15 protein-coding genes are annotated in these 15977 nt (G+C 49.7%); 5 read left to right on the top strand and 10 right to left on the bottom strand.

The features are described from left to right. Positions 1–41: 41 nt before the first annotated feature. The 3 genes from CF168_RS03350 to CF168_RS03360 all read right to left on the bottom strand — a co-directional run bounded on the left by CF168_RS03350 (position 42) and on the right by CF168_RS03360 (position 3870). Complete coding sequence (locus CF168_RS03350) at positions 42–950, bottom strand: GGDEF domain-containing protein (protein WP_089066973.1); 909 nt, start codon at positions 948–950, stop codon at positions 42–44. Positions 951–1246: 296 nt separating this feature from the next. Then, the gene (locus tag CF168_RS03355) at positions 1247–1708 is read right to left on the bottom strand and encodes a TlpA family protein disulfide reductase (protein ID WP_089066974.1); all 462 of its coding nucleotides are present in this window, start codon (positions 1706–1708) and stop codon (positions 1247–1249) included. Further along, a complete protein-coding gene (locus CF168_RS03360; protein WP_089066975.1) occupies positions 1708–3870 on the bottom strand; it encodes a TonB-dependent receptor plug domain-containing protein in 2163 nt (720 codons plus the stop codon). The genes CF168_RS03355 and CF168_RS03360 overlap by 1 nt, the downstream gene beginning before the upstream one ends. Positions 3871–4014: 144 nt before the next feature. Between CF168_RS03360 and CF168_RS03365 the strand changes: the two genes are divergently transcribed. After that, entirely contained in the window at positions 4015–4497 is a 483-nt protein-coding gene (locus CF168_RS03365; RefSeq protein WP_089066976.1) for a cupin domain-containing protein, read from the top strand. A gap of 82 nt (positions 4498–4579) precedes the next feature. On the opposite strand, the gene CF168_RS03370 is transcribed toward CF168_RS03365, so the two are convergent. Continuing rightward, complete coding sequence (locus CF168_RS03370) at positions 4580–5494, bottom strand: alpha/beta hydrolase (protein WP_089066977.1); 915 nt, start codon at positions 5492–5494, stop codon at positions 4580–4582. A gap of 304 nt (positions 5495–5798) precedes the next feature. On the opposite strand from CF168_RS03370, the gene CF168_RS03375 reads away from it, so the two are divergent. Beyond that, the gene (locus tag CF168_RS03375; protein WP_089066978.1) at positions 5799–7169 is read left to right on the top strand and encodes an MATE family efflux transporter; all 1371 of its coding nucleotides are present in this window, start codon (positions 5799–5801) and stop codon (positions 7167–7169) included. A 41-nt stretch (positions 7170–7210) separates the two neighbouring features. Here the strand turns inward: CF168_RS03375 and CF168_RS03380 are convergent, their stop codons facing one another. After that, the gene (locus CF168_RS03380; protein WP_089066979.1) at positions 7211–7816 is read right to left on the bottom strand and encodes a DUF4274 domain-containing protein; all 606 of its coding nucleotides are present in this window, start codon (positions 7814–7816) and stop codon (positions 7211–7213) included. 83 nt (positions 7817–7899) lie between these two features. After that, the gene (locus tag CF168_RS03385) at positions 7900–8325 is read right to left on the bottom strand and encodes a CBS domain-containing protein (protein WP_089066980.1); all 426 of its coding nucleotides are present in this window, start codon (positions 8323–8325) and stop codon (positions 7900–7902) included. A gap of 269 nt (positions 8326–8594) precedes the next feature. On the opposite strand from CF168_RS03385, the gene CF168_RS03390 reads away from it, so the two are divergent. Together CF168_RS03390 and CF168_RS03395 are read left to right on the top strand one after the other, a co-directional pair. After that, on the top strand, positions 8595–10361 hold the full coding sequence (locus CF168_RS03390; RefSeq protein WP_089066981.1) for an alkaline phosphatase D family protein: 1767 nt from the start codon (positions 8595–8597) through the stop codon (positions 10359–10361). A gap of 333 nt (positions 10362–10694) precedes the next feature. Beyond that, complete coding sequence (locus CF168_RS03395; RefSeq protein ID WP_011624046.1) at positions 10695–11261, top strand: phosphoribosyltransferase; 567 nt, start codon at positions 10695–10697, stop codon at positions 11259–11261. Positions 11262–11346: 85 nt separating this feature from the next. Here CF168_RS03395 and CF168_RS03400 read toward each other — a convergent pair whose 3' ends face one another. Then, on the bottom strand, positions 11347–12615 hold the full coding sequence (locus CF168_RS03400) for a glycerophosphodiester phosphodiesterase family protein (RefSeq protein ID WP_089066982.1): 1269 nt from the start codon (positions 12613–12615) through the stop codon (positions 11347–11349). Between the two features lie 352 nt (positions 12616–12967). On the opposite strand from CF168_RS03400, the gene CF168_RS03405 reads away from it, so the two are divergent. Further along, on the top strand, positions 12968–13273 hold the full coding sequence (locus CF168_RS03405; RefSeq protein ID WP_011625141.1) for a DUF3622 domain-containing protein: 306 nt from the start codon (positions 12968–12970) through the stop codon (positions 13271–13273). A gap of 148 nt (positions 13274–13421) precedes the next feature. Here the strand turns inward: CF168_RS03405 and azu are convergent, their stop codons facing one another. From azu to rihA, 3 genes are all read right to left on the bottom strand, one after another. Then, positions 13422–13898: an azurin gene (gene azu, locus CF168_RS03410; RefSeq protein WP_089066983.1), complete on the bottom strand. Its 477-nt coding sequence runs from the start codon at positions 13896–13898 to the stop codon at positions 13422–13424. A gap of 171 nt (positions 13899–14069) precedes the next feature. Then, complete coding sequence (gene rbsK / locus CF168_RS03415) at positions 14070–14981, bottom strand: ribokinase (protein WP_089066984.1); 912 nt, start codon at positions 14979–14981, stop codon at positions 14070–14072. 18 nt (positions 14982–14999) lie between these two features. Next, positions 15000–15956, bottom strand: a complete 957-nt coding sequence (gene rihA / locus CF168_RS03420) for a pyrimidine-specific ribonucleoside hydrolase RihA (protein ID WP_089066985.1) — start codon at positions 15954–15956, stop codon at positions 15000–15002. Positions 15957–15977 lie beyond the last annotated feature (21 nt).

The raw sequence follows: 15977 nt of genomic DNA on the forward strand, positions 1-15977 counted from the left end.
GGTTCGCTTTTTTATTGGTGCTTTACCGGGTGGATGCGGCATCAAGCGCTATTGGCGATAACACGGTTTTTGCCATCTCGCTTGGCTTGATAGAGCGCGGCATCGGCGCGTTTTAGGGTGTCTTCATAGGATTTATCGCCCGCTTCTATGCTGGCGACACCAATGCTGACGGTGGCAAATAATCCCTTTACCGAGAGTTGCTGCAATGCCTTAAAGCAGCAGTCACAGAGGTACTCGGCAAACACTATGGCTTGGTCATGCTCAACCCCAGGCAGGGCAATCACAAATTCATCGCCACCAAAACGGTAGGCGCTGTCAGTTTTGCGAAATTGCTGTTGGCAGGCTTCGGCGACCGCGATGATGATGCGATCGCCCGCTTGGTGACCCAGTTGATCGTTAATAAGCTTCAGGTGATCCAGATCGAGCACTAAGATCGAGGCCGGAATATGGTGGCGGCTAAAGGTGTCGAAGAGAAAATGTAAGTCACGGTCTAAGCGGCGGCGGTTATAGAGTCCAGTCAGTTGGTCGGTATCACTTAATTGCCGCAGTTGTATTTCTAGCTTATGGCGCTTGGAAATATTACTGGCGACCCAGAGGACGACGGGTTCGTTATCCACTAGAAAATCTAACGCCTGAATGCGCCCCTCAAACCAGATGGGTTCTGAAGGACCTTGATCGGATAAGCCTTTGACATCCTTGTTACTGAGCTCATATTCCTCAATCAGTAATTTACGGCTATCTAAGGCTTGCTGAATAATCTTGAGGTAGTAAGTGGTTTTTTCGTCGTTGAGTACATCGCTCAGGTAAAGGCCGACTAATCCACTGCCGTCGTGGTAATAACGCGCATCTTTACCACCAAATACGGCAACATAGCGGCCGCTTTGGGACAGGATAAACGCCGGATCGGGTAGCGCGTCCAGCACTAAAGCCATTTGCTCAACACTGACCATCAAACAAGCTCCCTATTCGTTAAAGGGTCTAATAGATAGAAGCGCTTTTGTTTGGCTTCTAGTCTGTTATCACACCTGTTACTGCGATTACTCCAAATCATCTACCCATGTGGTTTTTTTCGAGCCTAGGCATGAGCCGGAGTAACACTCTAAGTGTATCTGATGTTGGTAATGAACAGCGTAGATTAGCGTTGATTTCGTTAGGTGAAACCTATTGCTTAGAATCAGGATAGCGTATTCTTTAAGCGGTGAAAACAACACTCTGATTGAAAACAATAGATTAAATTATACTGATATTAACTCGAGCGGCAGAGTTGAGCCTTCAGCTCTGCTTCACTGGTAAAACCGCGATAGCCTTTGATTAACTCTCCCTTGGTATTGAGCAGCAGCAAGATTGGCGTGGCAGGAATACCGCCCATATCCTTTAGCAAAGCGGGCGGCGCGCGGTAGGCTTCAAAGGGGAAATTCAGCCTAAACAGGGCACGTTTTAAGGCTAAGTTATCTCCATTGACCCCAAGCGCCACGGTGTGCACGCCTTGATGACAGCTTTGATGCAGCTGCTTGAGTACACTGGCCTGCTTGATACACCAAGGGCACTCAGGCTCAAAGAACATCAATGCCATTGCTTGCCCCTCGAGATGTGACAAGTCAGTCACTTGCTGACCCCGCAAGGCTTGAAACTGATAATCGCGGGTGAGCTGTGCCGCCGATAACGGCAGGGCGCAGCACAACAGCATAGGGAGAAGAATGCGCAGCATTAGAAGCTAAACTTCATGCCAGCGTAGATTTCTCTGCCACGCAGTGGGCCATAGATATAGCCCACGTCGAAGGCGCCCTCGGCATCGTAAAACAGTGGCGTGTCTTCATCTCCCGCTTGGGTATAGTCAAACAGATTGCTGACCCCAGTGTAGAGTGACAGGGTATCGTTGAGCTGATAACTGACCTTTAAATCTAAAGTCACGTAAGCGGGCGCATCCGTGGTCTTTTTCGAGCTAGGGTCGACTTGGCCATTGGCATCGAGGCGGTTATAGCCTTCGTAACCAAATTCGGCGAGATCGCGACTACCGATCCACACTAGGTTGGCAAAAATTTCCCAGTCATTCACGTCCCAATCCATGCTGAGGCTGACCCGTTTTTCAACAGGCGCAATGGCATAGGAGGATTTGAAGACAGAGTCATAATCAAAATGCTCGGCGGTTAGGCTAAGGCTCATATCGTCGGTCAAGCGATAACCTAAGGCGATATCGCTGGTGATAACCCGTGCTTTTTCATCGAGTTGGGTCAGTAATGGAATGCCATGGTCGTTAGTGGTTAATGCCGCTAAATGCTCGACTTCGGTCCAAGCAATCGAGGCGGTCGAGGTGAGGCGTTCACCTTCGTAACTTAGGGCATAGTTGACCGAGTTGGAACGCTCTAGCTCGTCGATATCGATATCGAAGCCGAGTGAGCCATCTAAAATGCCGTGGTCGGTTTCAAAGAAGGATAATGGCGCGCGATAGCCGCGACCTGCGGATAGGCGCGAGGTCCACTCATCATTGTGGCGCAGACGAATGTCGACCCTAGGAGACAGAATCGACTCATCGAGTTCAGTGCCGGGTTTGTTGGGGTCGGTAAAATCGGCGCTGATAGTATCGTAACGTAGTGCCATTGCGACTTCTAACGACTCAGTGGCTTGCCAAGTGTCCTGTAGATAAACGCCTTTTACATCATAGTCAAAGGAGTCGGAAACATAATCTGGGTTGGCACTGCCAGAGCGGGAATGGGAGCGCATTTCCTCTGTGCGTAAGTCGGCGCCGAAGGTCAGTAGTTGGCTCTCGCTCAACAGATAATTAAAGCGTGCATCGAAGAACCACATTTTGTCATCGGCGCTGTAATCGAAGCCTTCGTAGAAGGAGTCCTGTTTATGATCGGCGTAGCTGGCGGCAAGGTGCATGTTCCAGTCGTCGTTAAATTCCCTCAGCCAAGCGAGTGAGGCTTCGTTACGTTCGGTCTTAATCCATTCGGTGGTTTCCCAGGCTTTTCCTGTGTAGCGCTTACGCACATCACCATCTTCAAACAGTTGTTGTGGCTCGCTCGGTTGGCCATCGTAGCCGGATAACACGTTCCCCGTGCTAGACGCTACGCCATCGGTGAAGGTGCTGCCTATCATAGGGCCGCCGAAAATTTCCGATTGAATATTGGCGACGCGCAGCACTAGGTTATCGGCATCGGTCACATCGTGGGAGACTCGAGCGGTCAGGCTGCGGTTTTCCTGCATCGGTGCTTCGTTGACTTTGTTATTGTCCGCGTCGGCTTGATCTCTATCGTCATATTGTGCAACGAGTGTCGCGCGGGTGCGGCCATCTTGGGTCACCCCTTTACCGAGAAAACCCAGTTTACGGTAGCCATTTTCACCTGCGGACAAATCCAGTTCCGCGCCGTTTTCTGTGGGCTCATAGCTAACAATATTAATGGTGCCGCCAATGGCTTCGGGGGCGATTAAGGAGGCGCCCGCGCCACGGGCGACTTCGATACGTTCGACCCCAGTTGTTGGGATCGCATCGACCGCATAATAGCCCGAAATCATAGTGTGTACGGGTAAACCATCGACCAGAATCGTGGTTTGCTCGCCTTTCATGCCGTTGAGCATAATGCGCTTCACGCCACACATTGAGCATTCGTTGGAGACTTTGACGCCGGGGGAGTTATCAATTGCCTCGGAGAGGTTAACGGCATTTTTGTTCTCAATCACGCTGGCGTCGATGACTTCGGTTTTCATGATAGTGTTAGCCAAGGTTCCGGCTTGCTCTAATCGTTGTCTTACGCCGACAACACTCACGCGCTCGATTTTTTCCAGCTCAGGTTGGTTCACTTCGTCTGCGCTGGCCAAGGGGGGATGTAGTAGGGCTGCTAACAGGATGGCAAGGTAAGTAGGCTTCACTCTCATTTCTCCGTAAAATTACAAGTGGCAGCATTATATGTAAATGAGAATAATTATTATTTGATTTTAATCATGGTTCTAACATCTTCTTAAAAAAGGTATTAGCCAAGATACAGGTGCGAAAAAATGAATGGAGTAGTAAAGGTGCAGAATGCAGATGATTTTATTCAGTATTTAGAACTTGAGCAGCATGTCGAAGGTGGATATTACCGTTCTTCCTATCGCTCAGAATCGGCTTTTGATCCGAGTCGTCAGCTGTGGAGCAGCATTTATTTCTTACTGCGAACCGGCGAAGTGTCGCATTTTCATCGACTCACGGCCGATGAAATGTGGTATTTCCATGCGGGTCAGTCCCTGACGATTTATATGATTTCCCCCGAGGGCGAGCTGACCACGGCGCAATTGGGGCTGGATTTAGCCGCGGGCGAAAGGCCACAGTTTTTAGTGCCTAAGGGCTGTATTTTTGGCTCGGCCATGAATCAACCGGGGTTTTCGCTGGTGGGCTGTATGGTGTCACCGGGTTTTACCTTCGATGACTTTGAGTTGTTTAGCCAAGAAGCTTTGCTGGCCATGTATCCACAGCATCAAGACGTGATCCACAAACTGAGTCGGCCAGAGGCGAAATAGCGTCGTTTGATCATTGCGTTATCATGCAATGAGTTGTTCGTTGAGCCGCATGCCACGCATTAAGGCATGCGGCTTAAGCAGGTTAAGCGCGAATAATATGGGTTACCTGCACCATGGCATCCCGCGCCGATTGACTGACGCCAGCGAGTTGGAAGAAGCCGTGGATCACCCCTAAATAGCGGCGGCAATGGGCATTTACGCCCGCATCCAACAAGTTACGGAATAGCTGTTCGCCCTCATCTAACAGGGGATCGAACTCGGCGGTAATAATATGGGTTTCGGGTAAACCCGCTAGGTCGTGGCTGCGAAGTGGGCTGGCTTCGACATCGGTTCTGGGGTGCCAATCGAGGTACAAATCAAAGCCTGTGAGCAGGGTGTCGCGGGTGATGATGTACTTATCGCCATTATCGATATAGCTCTGACTTTTGGCGGTTGCATCCAACATAGGATAGATAAGCACTTGTTTTTTAGGTAACCATTGCCCTTGTGCTTTTAACCGCAGGCAAGTGACTAGGGCTAAATGGCCGCCGGCACTGTCGCCCATCAGAGTGATATTAGTATTGTCACCGCCCCATTGCTGGCAATATTGCTGCACGAGATTGGCTGCATTGAAGGCATCGTCATGGGCGGCGGGGTACACATGCTCAGGGGCGAGGCGATAGCTGACCGCCACCACTAACGCGCCGGAATCATTGGCGATTTTACGCAGTTGTTGATTGTGGGTGGCGATGCCGCCACTGACAAAACAGCCGCCGTGATAGTAAATGACCACGGGTAAGTTGTTGTCCGCCGAGGGCTTAAATAGGGTTAATTCTATGCCCTCAAGGGATAAGGTTTTGACCTCAAACACCGCTTCCGGCTCGCCAGCCAATACCGTGCTGGCGATGTACCCTTGACGACGTTCCTCAAGGCTTTGCTCGCGCACCGAAGGGCAACCTGCGGCGATAAACTCGCTCACCAATTGTTTAATTCCGTCTTCTAAATAGAGTTGGCTCATGTGCAGTTTCCCTGAATATATTCGGTGAGCGTTGATCGCCCCTTGTGGTCGGCAAAGTGTATCGGCTCAATATTGAAAAGGGTAGTGTGTAATGGCTGATTTGCTATTAATTCCATCTATTTCAGTTGATTAGCACTTGTTGGTAAAACTTGTTGATGGAGGCGTCACGAATGAATACGGTTGCAGCGGTCGGTTTGGTTGTAATGAAAGATTGAGCACAATCTAAAAATGTAAGAAAATTACCGTTCGCCAACCTTGGCGTGTTATTGCTATTTCACTTGTCTTCCAGCGGTAAGGATAGAACGTGGCCAAATCAGCTAAAACCCTGCAACAACGCATGGGCATTGTCGCCCTCACTTGGCCGATTTTTATCGAAACCTTGCTGCAATCCTTACTCGGGATCAGCGATATTTTTATGCTGAGCCATTATTCCGATAATGCCGTCGCCGCCGTGGGGCTCACTACTCAATTGATGTTTTTTATGATGGTGATGTCCATGATGGTCAGCACGGGCGCCAGCATTCTGATCAGCCAAAATAATGGTGCGGGGCAGACGCAGCAAGCAACCGATATTGGTGTCGCCAGTGTGGCCTTAAGCTTAGGCTTAGCCGTGATTATGGGCGCATCGATGTTTTTCGGTGCCCACGGCATTATCGGTTTGTTTGCGCTTGAGCCTGAGGTTGCAGGCTATGGTTATGACTATCTGCTGATCTGCGGCAGTTTAAGTATTGGGCTGGTGATGAACATCGCCTTTGCCGCCATCTTACGTAGCTACGGTTTTACCCGCTCGGCCATGTTAGTCACCTCCAGCACGGGATTGATGAATGTGCTGGGTAACTATATTGCCCTCTATTCTCCCTTTGGTTTGCCGGTTTATGGAGTGACTGGGGTGGCGATTTCGACTGTAACCAGCCAGATTATCGGTGCCTTGATTATGCTGGCGGTGATCCACCGTAAAGGTATCCCGCTGCCGATGCCAAGGTTGAAGTTATTGCCGCGCAGCACCTATTGGAGTGTGATGCGCATAGGTTTGCTCAATGCGGGCGAAATGCTGTCCTACAACGTGGCACAGATGACCATCATCTATTTTATCAGCCAGATGGGCACACTCTCGCTGACTGCCTATACCTATGGTTTGAATATCAGCCGCTTTATTTACTGTTTTGCGGTGGCGCTCGGGCAGGCATCGCAAATTCAAACCGGCTACTACGTCGGTAAACAATGGTTCGATGAGATTACTGTGCGGGTGCAAAAATATTGCCTGGTGGGATTTATTGCTTCCCTCTCCATAGTGTTAGCCTTTTATTGGCAGCGCTTTACCATAGTGGGCTGGCTGAGTGAAAACCCTGAGGTCATTCAACTTACCGCACTCCTGCTATTGGGTTCCATCGCGCTCGAAACCGGCCGAGTCTTTAATCTGGTAATTATTTCTGCATTAAAAGGCGCGGGGGATGTGGCGTTTCCGGTACGCGTTGGCCTGTTTAGCATGTGGGGAATTGGCGTGCTATTGGCTTGGTTCTTTGGGCTGCATTTAGGTTATGGCGTGCTGGCCGCTTGGCTTGCTGTTGCGGCCGATGAATGGGTGCGAGGCTTGATTATGGTGCACCGTTGGCGCTCGGGTCGCTGGCAGCGTTTTACCCGTATTCCGCCAGCAACGCCTGTTTCATCACGTTAATCGCTTGGTTTTAAGCGCTCTATTTAAAGACAGAACGGGGCTTATTGCTGGCCCCATTTACCCGATTTCAGCTGCTCATTTTTAAATTGTAGATACCTTGAATGTCCTGCATCGGTTTCGATTTCCATGGTGCTGTAGGGGGCAAAAATGGCCCCTGGAATTTGGCATCCATTCGTGAGGACGTCCTCTAATGAGGGCATAAAACATTCTTTAAACGGATCAAAATGGATTCTATAACTGGCATAGTCGCGCGTAACAAAGCGTTCGGTGATGGTTTTGAATAGCTGTCCAAAAGGCGTGTCGAGCCTCTGTGGCGTGGAGTAATAAAAGCCTTGTCCGTACCAGTAGAGCAATAAAGCGGTACCCGCATCGCAGAGCGGATGTTCGATAATCGCCCTCACCATATCGGGATCATGGTCATCCCAATTCAAGTTGCCCGCGACAAAATGCAATTCCTCCATACTTTGTAAGTCACTGATACAGACGATTTGTGTCGCCGCTTTGCCAAAGTAGGCGCTGTATTCATGTAAAGCGTCATAATCGGGATCGGCGAGCAATTGGGCGAGGCGATCATGGTTGGTGATACAGCCTAATTCGGCGCATTCATAGGCGCGGATAAATTGTTCTTGGGTTAATAACTTGGCCACGGGCGTCCTTGGAGTTTTTAGATAATGACTCTCGCCAGCCCTGATAACCGAGGGCCAGCGAGAAAGAGTGAGGATGTTAGGCGTTAAGCTTGCCGTTGCAGCAGGGTACGACAGAGCTTAATAAAGTCGGAAGAGGTGACAATCCCTAATACTTTCTTATCGTTATCTACTACGGGTAAGCAGCCGAGTTTGTTGTCGATAAAGTATTCCACTACCACGCTTAAGGGCTCATCGGCGGTTAAGTGCTGGCAGTCTTTGTCCATCACAGTCGCTATGGGAGTGTAGCGTTCCTTGCGATCCAATGCGCCTTGACCGTATTTGTTCAACATAGACAATACGCTGGCGATCATCTTCTTATGGGTGAGTACACCGACTAAGGTGCCGTCGGTTTCAGATATCACAGGTAAATGGCGCACGCCGCGGGTTTGCATTAAATGGTGGGCATCTTTCAGGCTAGCACCATCGCTGATGCAGATGACCTCAGTGCTCATAATATCGCTGACTTTCATCCTATAAATTCCTTTTTTACAAGGCTCAGGTTTGACGTTCGACGAGCCACAATCTGAGCGATTTGCCACTGATCCGATGTTAGCAGCTTACTCATAGCTTGTGCCAGTGCTGTACAAATAAAGTACGCTATCCAGTATAAGCTTATGAATTAAAAGAAATCATAAAAGGCTGACAAAGATGTCACAAATGTGTAACAGTGATGTCTCACAATCGGGGCCTCATTAGACCTCATACCAGTGAAACCTCATCTTATAAGGGAATAATAATAATGAAACGAACCGTGACTCGTCGTGATTTTTTAGCCATGTCGGCCAAAGGCATTGGTGCAGCAGTGATCTCCTACGGCCTAATGGGGTGTAGTGACAGTGATGATGATAAATCTGTTCCTGCGCAGTTTTTACATGGGGTAGCCAGTGGTGACCCTGCGCATGACGCGGTGATCCTCTGGACCCGTGTGACGCCAGATTCTGCTGGGGATGTTAAAGTCAGCTGGCAAGTGGCCAGTGATGCGGCATTCTCACAATTAGTGACCACAGGGGAGATGGTCACCAATGCTAACCGTGATTACACGGTTAAAATCGATGCCCGTGGTTTACGTGCGGGACAAACCTATTTTTACCGCTTTATGACGGGCGGAAAAACCTCTGAGGTGGGCAAGACCCGCACTCTACCCGAGGGTGATGTGAGTTCGGTAAAACTTGCCGTCATGTCATGCGCTAACTTTCCTGCCGGCTATTTTAACGTGTATGAATTGGCTGCGGCGCAGGATGACCTCGATGCCGTGGTGCATCTGGGTGACTATATCTACGAATATGCTCGCGGCGGCTATGCCAGCGAACATGCGGCAGAACTTGGCCGTGAAGTGTTACCCGCCAACGAACTGCTGACCCTCAGCGACTACCGTACCCGTTACGCCCAATATCATACCGATGCCAGCCTGCAAAAATTGCACGCGAAAGTGCCATTTATTACGGTATGGGACGACCACGAAGTAGCAAACGATACTTGGCGTGATGGCGCCGAGAACCACAACGAAGGCGAAGGGGATTTTGCGGTTCGTAAAGAAGCCGCGCTGCAGGCTTACTTCGAGTGGCTGCCAATCCGCCCATGGCGCGAGGGTAACCATGAGGAGATTTATCGCAGCTTCAGTTACGGCAACCTAGTTGACTTACATATGCTGGATACGCGCGTCTTGGCCCGCGATAAGCAGCTCGATTATGCCGATTATATGGATGCCAGTACGGGCGCCTTCGATGGCGAGCGTTTCCGCGCCGATGTGACATCGACCTCGCGCACTATGTTAGGTCTGACTCAGTTACTCTGGCTACAGGGCACCTTATTGCAAGCCACCGGCACTTGGCAGGTATTAGGACAACAGATCCTCATGGGCAAAATGTCTCTACCTGCGGCGATTGCTACCCAGCAAATGAGCATTCCACAGTATGCCATGCTTGGGGCGCTGGCGAAGTTAGCCGCCCGCGCTGCGGCAAATGATCCAACCCTAACGGCGGCAGAATTACAGTACTTGCAGGCTAATCAAGCCCTGTTAACGCCAGAGGTGATTGCCCTGCTGCAACTGCCATCTATTCCCTATAACTTGGATGCATGGGATGGTTATGCCTATGAAAGGGAAGTGATTTTAGGCACGGCTAAATCGAAAAATCACAACCTAGTGGTGATTGCCGGTGACACCCATAATGCCTGGGCGAATGAGCTTAAAGATGTCAACGGCGATACCGTTGGGGTCGAGTTTGCCACAAGCTCAGTGTCATCACCTGGTTTGGAATATTACTTAAATCTACCAGCGGAACAGATCCCCGCGACCGAGGCGGCGATCGTCGACTTGGTGCCAGATCTTAAATACACCAACCTTAAAGACCGTGGCTTTATGACATTAACCTTCACCAAGGAAGCGGTGCGTAGCGATTGGCATTATGTCAGCACGATTCTGGCGAAGGAGTTTGAAGAGTCGAGTAGCCGCAGCTACAGCGCCATGACTAAGGTCGGTGAACATATCATCAACCCTGTGAGCTAACTTAAGCGTCAAACTTAAGCGCCACACTTTGCTTTGAGCCTGTGCTCGTTCCTTGTTGGCCACCTTTGGGTGGCCTTTTTTGTACGCTTTTTGTTAGTTCCGTCCTAAAAATGCAAAATAAACGGCCGTTCACCTGCAACTTATGACTATAACTGCAGCACGGCGGTTTTTTTTGGTATAAAATTCGCTCCCAAAATTCGGCGGCTGCCTACACTTGCTAGGACTCTTATGAAGAGAATGCTGTTCTCGTGTTTTGGACGCCGAACAGACCTTACAGGGTAAAAGCTCGCGCTTTAACACCTAAAATCAATAATTAAGATGGGGATCGGTGTCATGTCTGAAAAATATTTCGTTACCGCACAACAACTGCTCGAAGATTCATTTCTATTAGCTTCACAGGTTTATGAGAGTGGATTCCGTCCGCAGTTTATCGTGGGTATTTGGCGTGGCGGTGCTCCAATCGGGATCGCGGTACAAGAGTTTTTCGACTTTAAGAAGGTTGAAACCGACCATATCGCTGTGCGTACCTCGTCTTACTACGGTATTGGTACCGATAAGCAAAGCAAAGAAATCAAAGTCCATGGTCTGCATTACATTGTTGAAAATGCGAATGCTAGCGACAGCTTACTGATTGTTGACGATGTGTTCGACTCTGGCCGCAGCATCCACGCGCTGAAGGAAAAGTTAAGCCAACTGATGCGCTTAAACATGCCGCAGGATATTCGTATCGCTTGCCCTTATTACAAGCCAAAGAATACCGCTGTGCCTTTAAAGCCTGATTACTATATCCATGCCTCTGAAGACTGGTTAGTGTTCCCACACGAAGTGACAGGCTTAACGCCGGAAGAAATTGCCGAAGGTAAGGGCGATTTAAAAAATATTCAGCATCTTTTTAAGTAAAAAGAATCTGTTAATAAAAAGCGTTAGCAGTTTTTGCTAACGCTTTTTTGTTTCTCGGTTTTGAAATAGAGCCTATTTGTTTGGCCTATAAATCCATGCAGTTGGCATAGTAAGTGACAGTCGCTGGCCAGTCCGAAAACACGCCAATCACGCCGACATCTTTGGCGAGCACATCGAGCAGCTCATAGGTATCGCCTTCATTATCAATGGCATCTGTGATGCTTTGATAATACCAACCGCCGCCATCTTTCAATAATCCTGAGCGTTCTAAGCTCCAAGTGATGATCTTAAGTCCCGCTGCTTTCGCGGCTTTGGCATATTCCGATGGAATGATTTTCTTATCCGCATCTAAGGTCACCAGCACCCAGAGTGGCGGCGCGATAATCTCTACGCCTTGGGCTTTAAGTTCTGCCATTGAGGGCGACCAGCTGGAGGAGTCCTGTGGGTCAAAGCCTGTGTGAATATCATATCTATCATCAAGATATACCGCTTGTTTGCCAAACTCGGGGGCGTTAGCAATCCAGTATTTTATATCTTCTAAATTAAAGGATTGGGGGAAGACCTGCGAGGCATCGACACCCGCTGCGGTATATTCATCGAGCATCTTCTGGGCGTACTCCTGCTGAGTAAAACCATCGAAGGGCATAGCGACACTGGCTGCTTTTAGCTCGGGCGTCATTTTAACGCCTGCCTTTTTAAACATCTCAATACTTTCTGCATGGGTCATCAGGGTACCGTTGCCCGCATAGAGATCGGTGCGCCACTTAGGCGTGGCATTGATAAATTCCTCGACATTGGTCGCCTTGGGATTCTCACCCTCCATCTTACCCTTTAACATTTTAAATTCGGCGAGGGTGATATCGCTGGTGCAGCAAGTTGCAGTGGCGACGACGCCATTGGCCGCATCGGCGGGGGTAAAGGGGACTGAGCATTTGTTGGCAAGTTCGGGTATGGCCAAAATATTGGTCGTGCTGGCGAGATCGCACTGGGAGTGGCGACAGACTAAGGCTTTATCGGCGGTAAAAGTCACATCACACTCGACAATACCCGCACCAGAGTCGATGGCGGCTTGGTAGGATTCTTTGGTGTGTTCAGGGAATTGCATCGCCGCGCCGCGGTGACCAATGGAAAAATCACTACGGTAGAAATGATCGGTTTCGCACTGGGCTAAGCGGGTCTTTAAGTTGCTGTCCTGCATTTGGCGCACTAAAAACAGTGGTCGCTCACCAACTTGGGCGGGCACCATTTTCGCTGGTGGTTGTGTAGTCTCGCTATCTTTGTTATCGCTGTTACAGCCTGCTAGCAGGGCCGTGCTTGCCAACAGTATGCAGAGTGTTACTGAGGAGGTATTCATCATCTTTCCTAAATTACGAATGACTTATTAATAGGGTCCCTCACACTCTAAAATTGCTATATGACTAAATTTACTTATTTTTATGACCAAAACAAGAAAAGATACCGTCCGCCAGCCGCTTTTGCGCTAGCTTGATACTGAGCTTAGGACTAAGATTAGGGCGAAAAATCATCTGGCAGGCGGGGTTATATTGGGATGCCTCGACTCACTGAGCCAGCTGAGCATGAAAATTTTCTCGTAAGCGATCTTTCTTTGCCGAAATCAAGTAAACTGCGCTCCTTTTGTTTTATGATGGCGTTTGTATCGCTTGATAAGACAAACGTGGCAAGCATCATTTAGGAAATAGAGCAGAATGAGCAAGGGTAAAAAATACGATTTTCGCGTCACTCAAGCTGAAAATGGTTGGAAGACGGAAATCACCCGTCGTATGACGTCGACTAAGACGGTAGTGTCGAAAAGCCATGACGGTTTTGCGACCGAGGCCGAGGCACAAGCTTGGGGTCAAGCCGAGCTGCAAGTGTTTTTAGGCACGCTGGCTGAGCGCAACAAGCGTCGTTCAGAGAAACAGGCTAAGGCCAAATTAGCGGCGGCTTTAGCGGCTGAAGCGGCAACCGATGCCGATGATTTTGATGATGAAGACGAGTTCGGCGAAGAATAACTCGCTCGAAGAAGACATCTCGAAACAAAATCCTCGAAGGCAAACTGGCTTGTGAGCCAATCAGCATTCAACAAAAAAGCGGACCCGAGGTCCGCTTTTTTGTTGTCTCACTTAAGGGAATACCTAAAGTGAGCATTAGGCAATGGAATTAGCCTTGGATCTTAAAGCTACCTTGCATAATCGCCCAGTGGCCTGGGAAGCTGCAGAAGAACTGGTAAGCTTCAGTCGCGCTCATGCCCGCAGTGCTAAATTTTACAGAAGTTGATTCACCGCCACCCACTAATGCAGTGTGAGCGATAACACGGGTATCACCGGCTTTAACGTAAGCAGCATCGGCGCCAGCGCCCATACCATCGGTCGCAACGGCAGACATATCAGCGGCTTTTGTTAACACCCAGTTGTGGCCCATCGCCGCTTTTGGCAGTGTGCCAGTGTGCGTTAGCGTCAGGGTCACTTCTTTACAAGTAGCGGGAACAGACAGCTCTTTAGTGTCAAATTGCATAGCGTCAGTCGCAGCAATTTTGAGTTCACATTCGTTAGCACTCGCTTGGCTGGCGACTAATAATCCTAGGCCAAGTAAGCTAGCGCTAGTCATATTACGGAAAGTGGTGCTTTTCGCTTTCATCTGGTACTTCCTTATTCTGAACAAGGTGGATCGAGCCGATGTGACTCGAGTATTCGCTTGCCAGCATAGGCTTAATTCATTAAATGGGAATGAATTCGATATGTAAATTATGTATATACAACTTTAGGGTGAAATAGGCTGAGTGCGACAATTTGCCGCACTCATGGGGAATTAACGCGGCAGTTCGTGGCGGTAGGGAATGGCACGCTGAGCGCCGTCGCGGGTCACTGTGATCGCGGATGCGGCATTGGCAAAGCCGACGGCAGCGGCAATCGACATGCCCTCACTTAAGCCCACGACTAGGGCGCCATTGAAGGTATCACCAGCGGCAACCGTATCTATGGCTTGTACTTCAAGTGCCGGAATTAACCCGGTAAAGCCTGCGCTACTGATAAACGCACCTTTACTGCCTAAGGTAATTACCACAGTCGTCACCCCTTGTTGATGCAGCAGTTGGGCGGCTAAGTTGGCATCTTCTTCACTATTGACCTCAATACCCGTTAACGCTTCGGCCTCGGTTTCATTCGGGGTAATAATGTCGACCCACTTAAGGTAATCTAGTTGTGAACTCACGGCGGGCGCGGGATTCAGCACTGTGGTAATGCCTAGGCGTTTGGCAGTTTGTAACGCATGGCTCACCGTATCCATGGGCGTTTCGAGCTGGATAAGCATAAATTGGGCATTGGCAAACAGGGCATAATGTTTGTCTAGCTCCAAAGGCGTGAGATGGGCATTGGCGCCAGCGGCAATGCCGATGGAGTTTTCGCCATTATCAGCGACAAAAATCATCGCCGTGCCCGTACTCATATTGGCGACTTGCGTAATGCCATCGGCTTTTATCCCATCCTTGAGCCAATTGGTGCGCATCTCGTTTCCAGCGCTGTCTTGACCTAAGTGACAAATAAAATCCACTCGCGAATCGGCCTGACATAAGCGGGCGCAGGCCACCGCCTGATTCGCTCCCTTACCACCATGCTCTAGTCGGTAGCTGCGACTCATTAAGGTCTGCCCCGGTGCGGGCAAATACTCAAAATTCATAACATGATCGGCGTTGGCACTGCCTATAACGAGTATGTGACTCATGGAAGCGTTACCTTAAGTTCATCTGCGATTGAGATAGGTTGGTGTGTAGACCGCTAAACTGTCAACTAACAAGTCAACAAAGCCCTGTCTATCAATACCAAATAGCACAGTGGCATTCGCAGCTTTACCCGTAAGTTGATAGCGATCGACGACTGTCATTCCCAGTGTGAGTGCGCTTTGGGTTTCAATGCCGACCCAGCAGTCTTGGGCATCAAACAATGCGGGGTTGAGCAACCAAGCGATAGTGCAAGGGTCGTGCAGCGGCGCGCCGACAAATCCCCACTTGGGATCTCTATGGTAAATCATAAAGAAATCTAGCAACTCGGCGACACACTTAGCTACAGGGTTGGGAATGGCGCGAATGCGCTCGATATCTTCATCCATAATTTGTGCCTGATGGGTAACATCGAGGCCGCACATGGTAATGGGAATGTCAGATTTAAAGACGATATCGGCCGCCTCGGGGTCGACAAAAATATTAAACTCGGCGGCGGGCGTCCAGTTACCCACACCCGCAGCGCCGCCCATCAACACAATGCGTTCAATCTTGGCGTGCAATTCGCCGTGGCTGGCGAGTAGCAGCGCGATATTGGTCAGCGGCCCCGTTGGCACCAAGGTTACTGGCTTATCGCTTTGGCGGATTTTCTCGGCCATCAACTCGACCGCATTTACGGCTTGAGGTTGAAAACTCGGTGCAGGCAGAGCTGGACCATCGAGTCCCGTTTCGCCGTGAACGTTATCGGCAATCATCAACTCACGGCTTAAAGGTTTAACCGCGCCGCCCGCGACTGGAATATCGCTGCGATTGAGCAGGGTTAAAATCCGCAAGGCATTATTGAGGGTTTTATCCGGGGTTTGGTTACCGGCGCTGGTGGTCACGGCTAGTGGGTTTAGCTCGGGATGGGCGAGGGCTAAAATGAGTGCGATGGCATCGTCATGGCCGGGATCGCAATCCAAAATAATTGGGCGACTCATACTGTTACTCCTTTAAACAGC

Source organism: Shewanella bicestrii (genome assembly GCF_002216875.1).
GTDB classification, from domain to species: Bacteria; Pseudomonadota; Gammaproteobacteria; order Enterobacterales; family Shewanellaceae; genus Shewanella; species Shewanella seohaensis.

Coding starts and splice junctions, on each gene's coding strand:
- CF168_RS03400 (WP_089066982.1), bottom strand. CDS start 12,615: ATGAATACCTCCTCAGTAACACTCTGCATACTGTTGGCAAGCACGGCC.
- CF168_RS03350 (WP_089066973.1), bottom strand. CDS start 950: ATGGTCAGTGTTGAGCAAATGGCTTTAGTGCTGGACGCGCTACCCGAT.
- rihA (WP_089066985.1), bottom strand. CDS start 15,956: ATGAGTCGCCCAATTATTTTGGATTGCGATCCCGGCCATGACGATGCC.
- azu (WP_089066983.1), bottom strand. CDS start 13,898: ATGAAAGCGAAAAGCACCACTTTCCGTAATATGACTAGCGCTAGCTTA.
- CF168_RS03370 (WP_089066977.1), bottom strand. CDS start 5,494: ATGAGCCAACTCTATTTAGAAGACGGAATTAAACAATTGGTGAGCGAG.
- CF168_RS03355 (WP_089066974.1), bottom strand. CDS start 1,708: ATGCTGCGCATTCTTCTCCCTATGCTGTTGTGCTGCGCCCTGCCGTTA.
- CF168_RS03390 (WP_089066981.1), top strand. CDS start 8,595: ATGAAACGAACCGTGACTCGTCGTGATTTTTTAGCCATGTCGGCCAAA.
- CF168_RS03395 (WP_011624046.1), top strand. CDS start 10,695: ATGTCTGAAAAATATTTCGTTACCGCACAACAACTGCTCGAAGATTCA.
- CF168_RS03405 (WP_011625141.1), top strand. CDS start 12,968: ATGAGCAAGGGTAAAAAATACGATTTTCGCGTCACTCAAGCTGAAAAT.
- CF168_RS03385 (WP_089066980.1), bottom strand. CDS start 8,325: ATGAAAGTCAGCGATATTATGAGCACTGAGGTCATCTGCATCAGCGAT.
- rbsK (WP_089066984.1), bottom strand. CDS start 14,981: ATGAGTCACATACTCGTTATAGGCAGTGCCAACGCCGATCATGTTATG.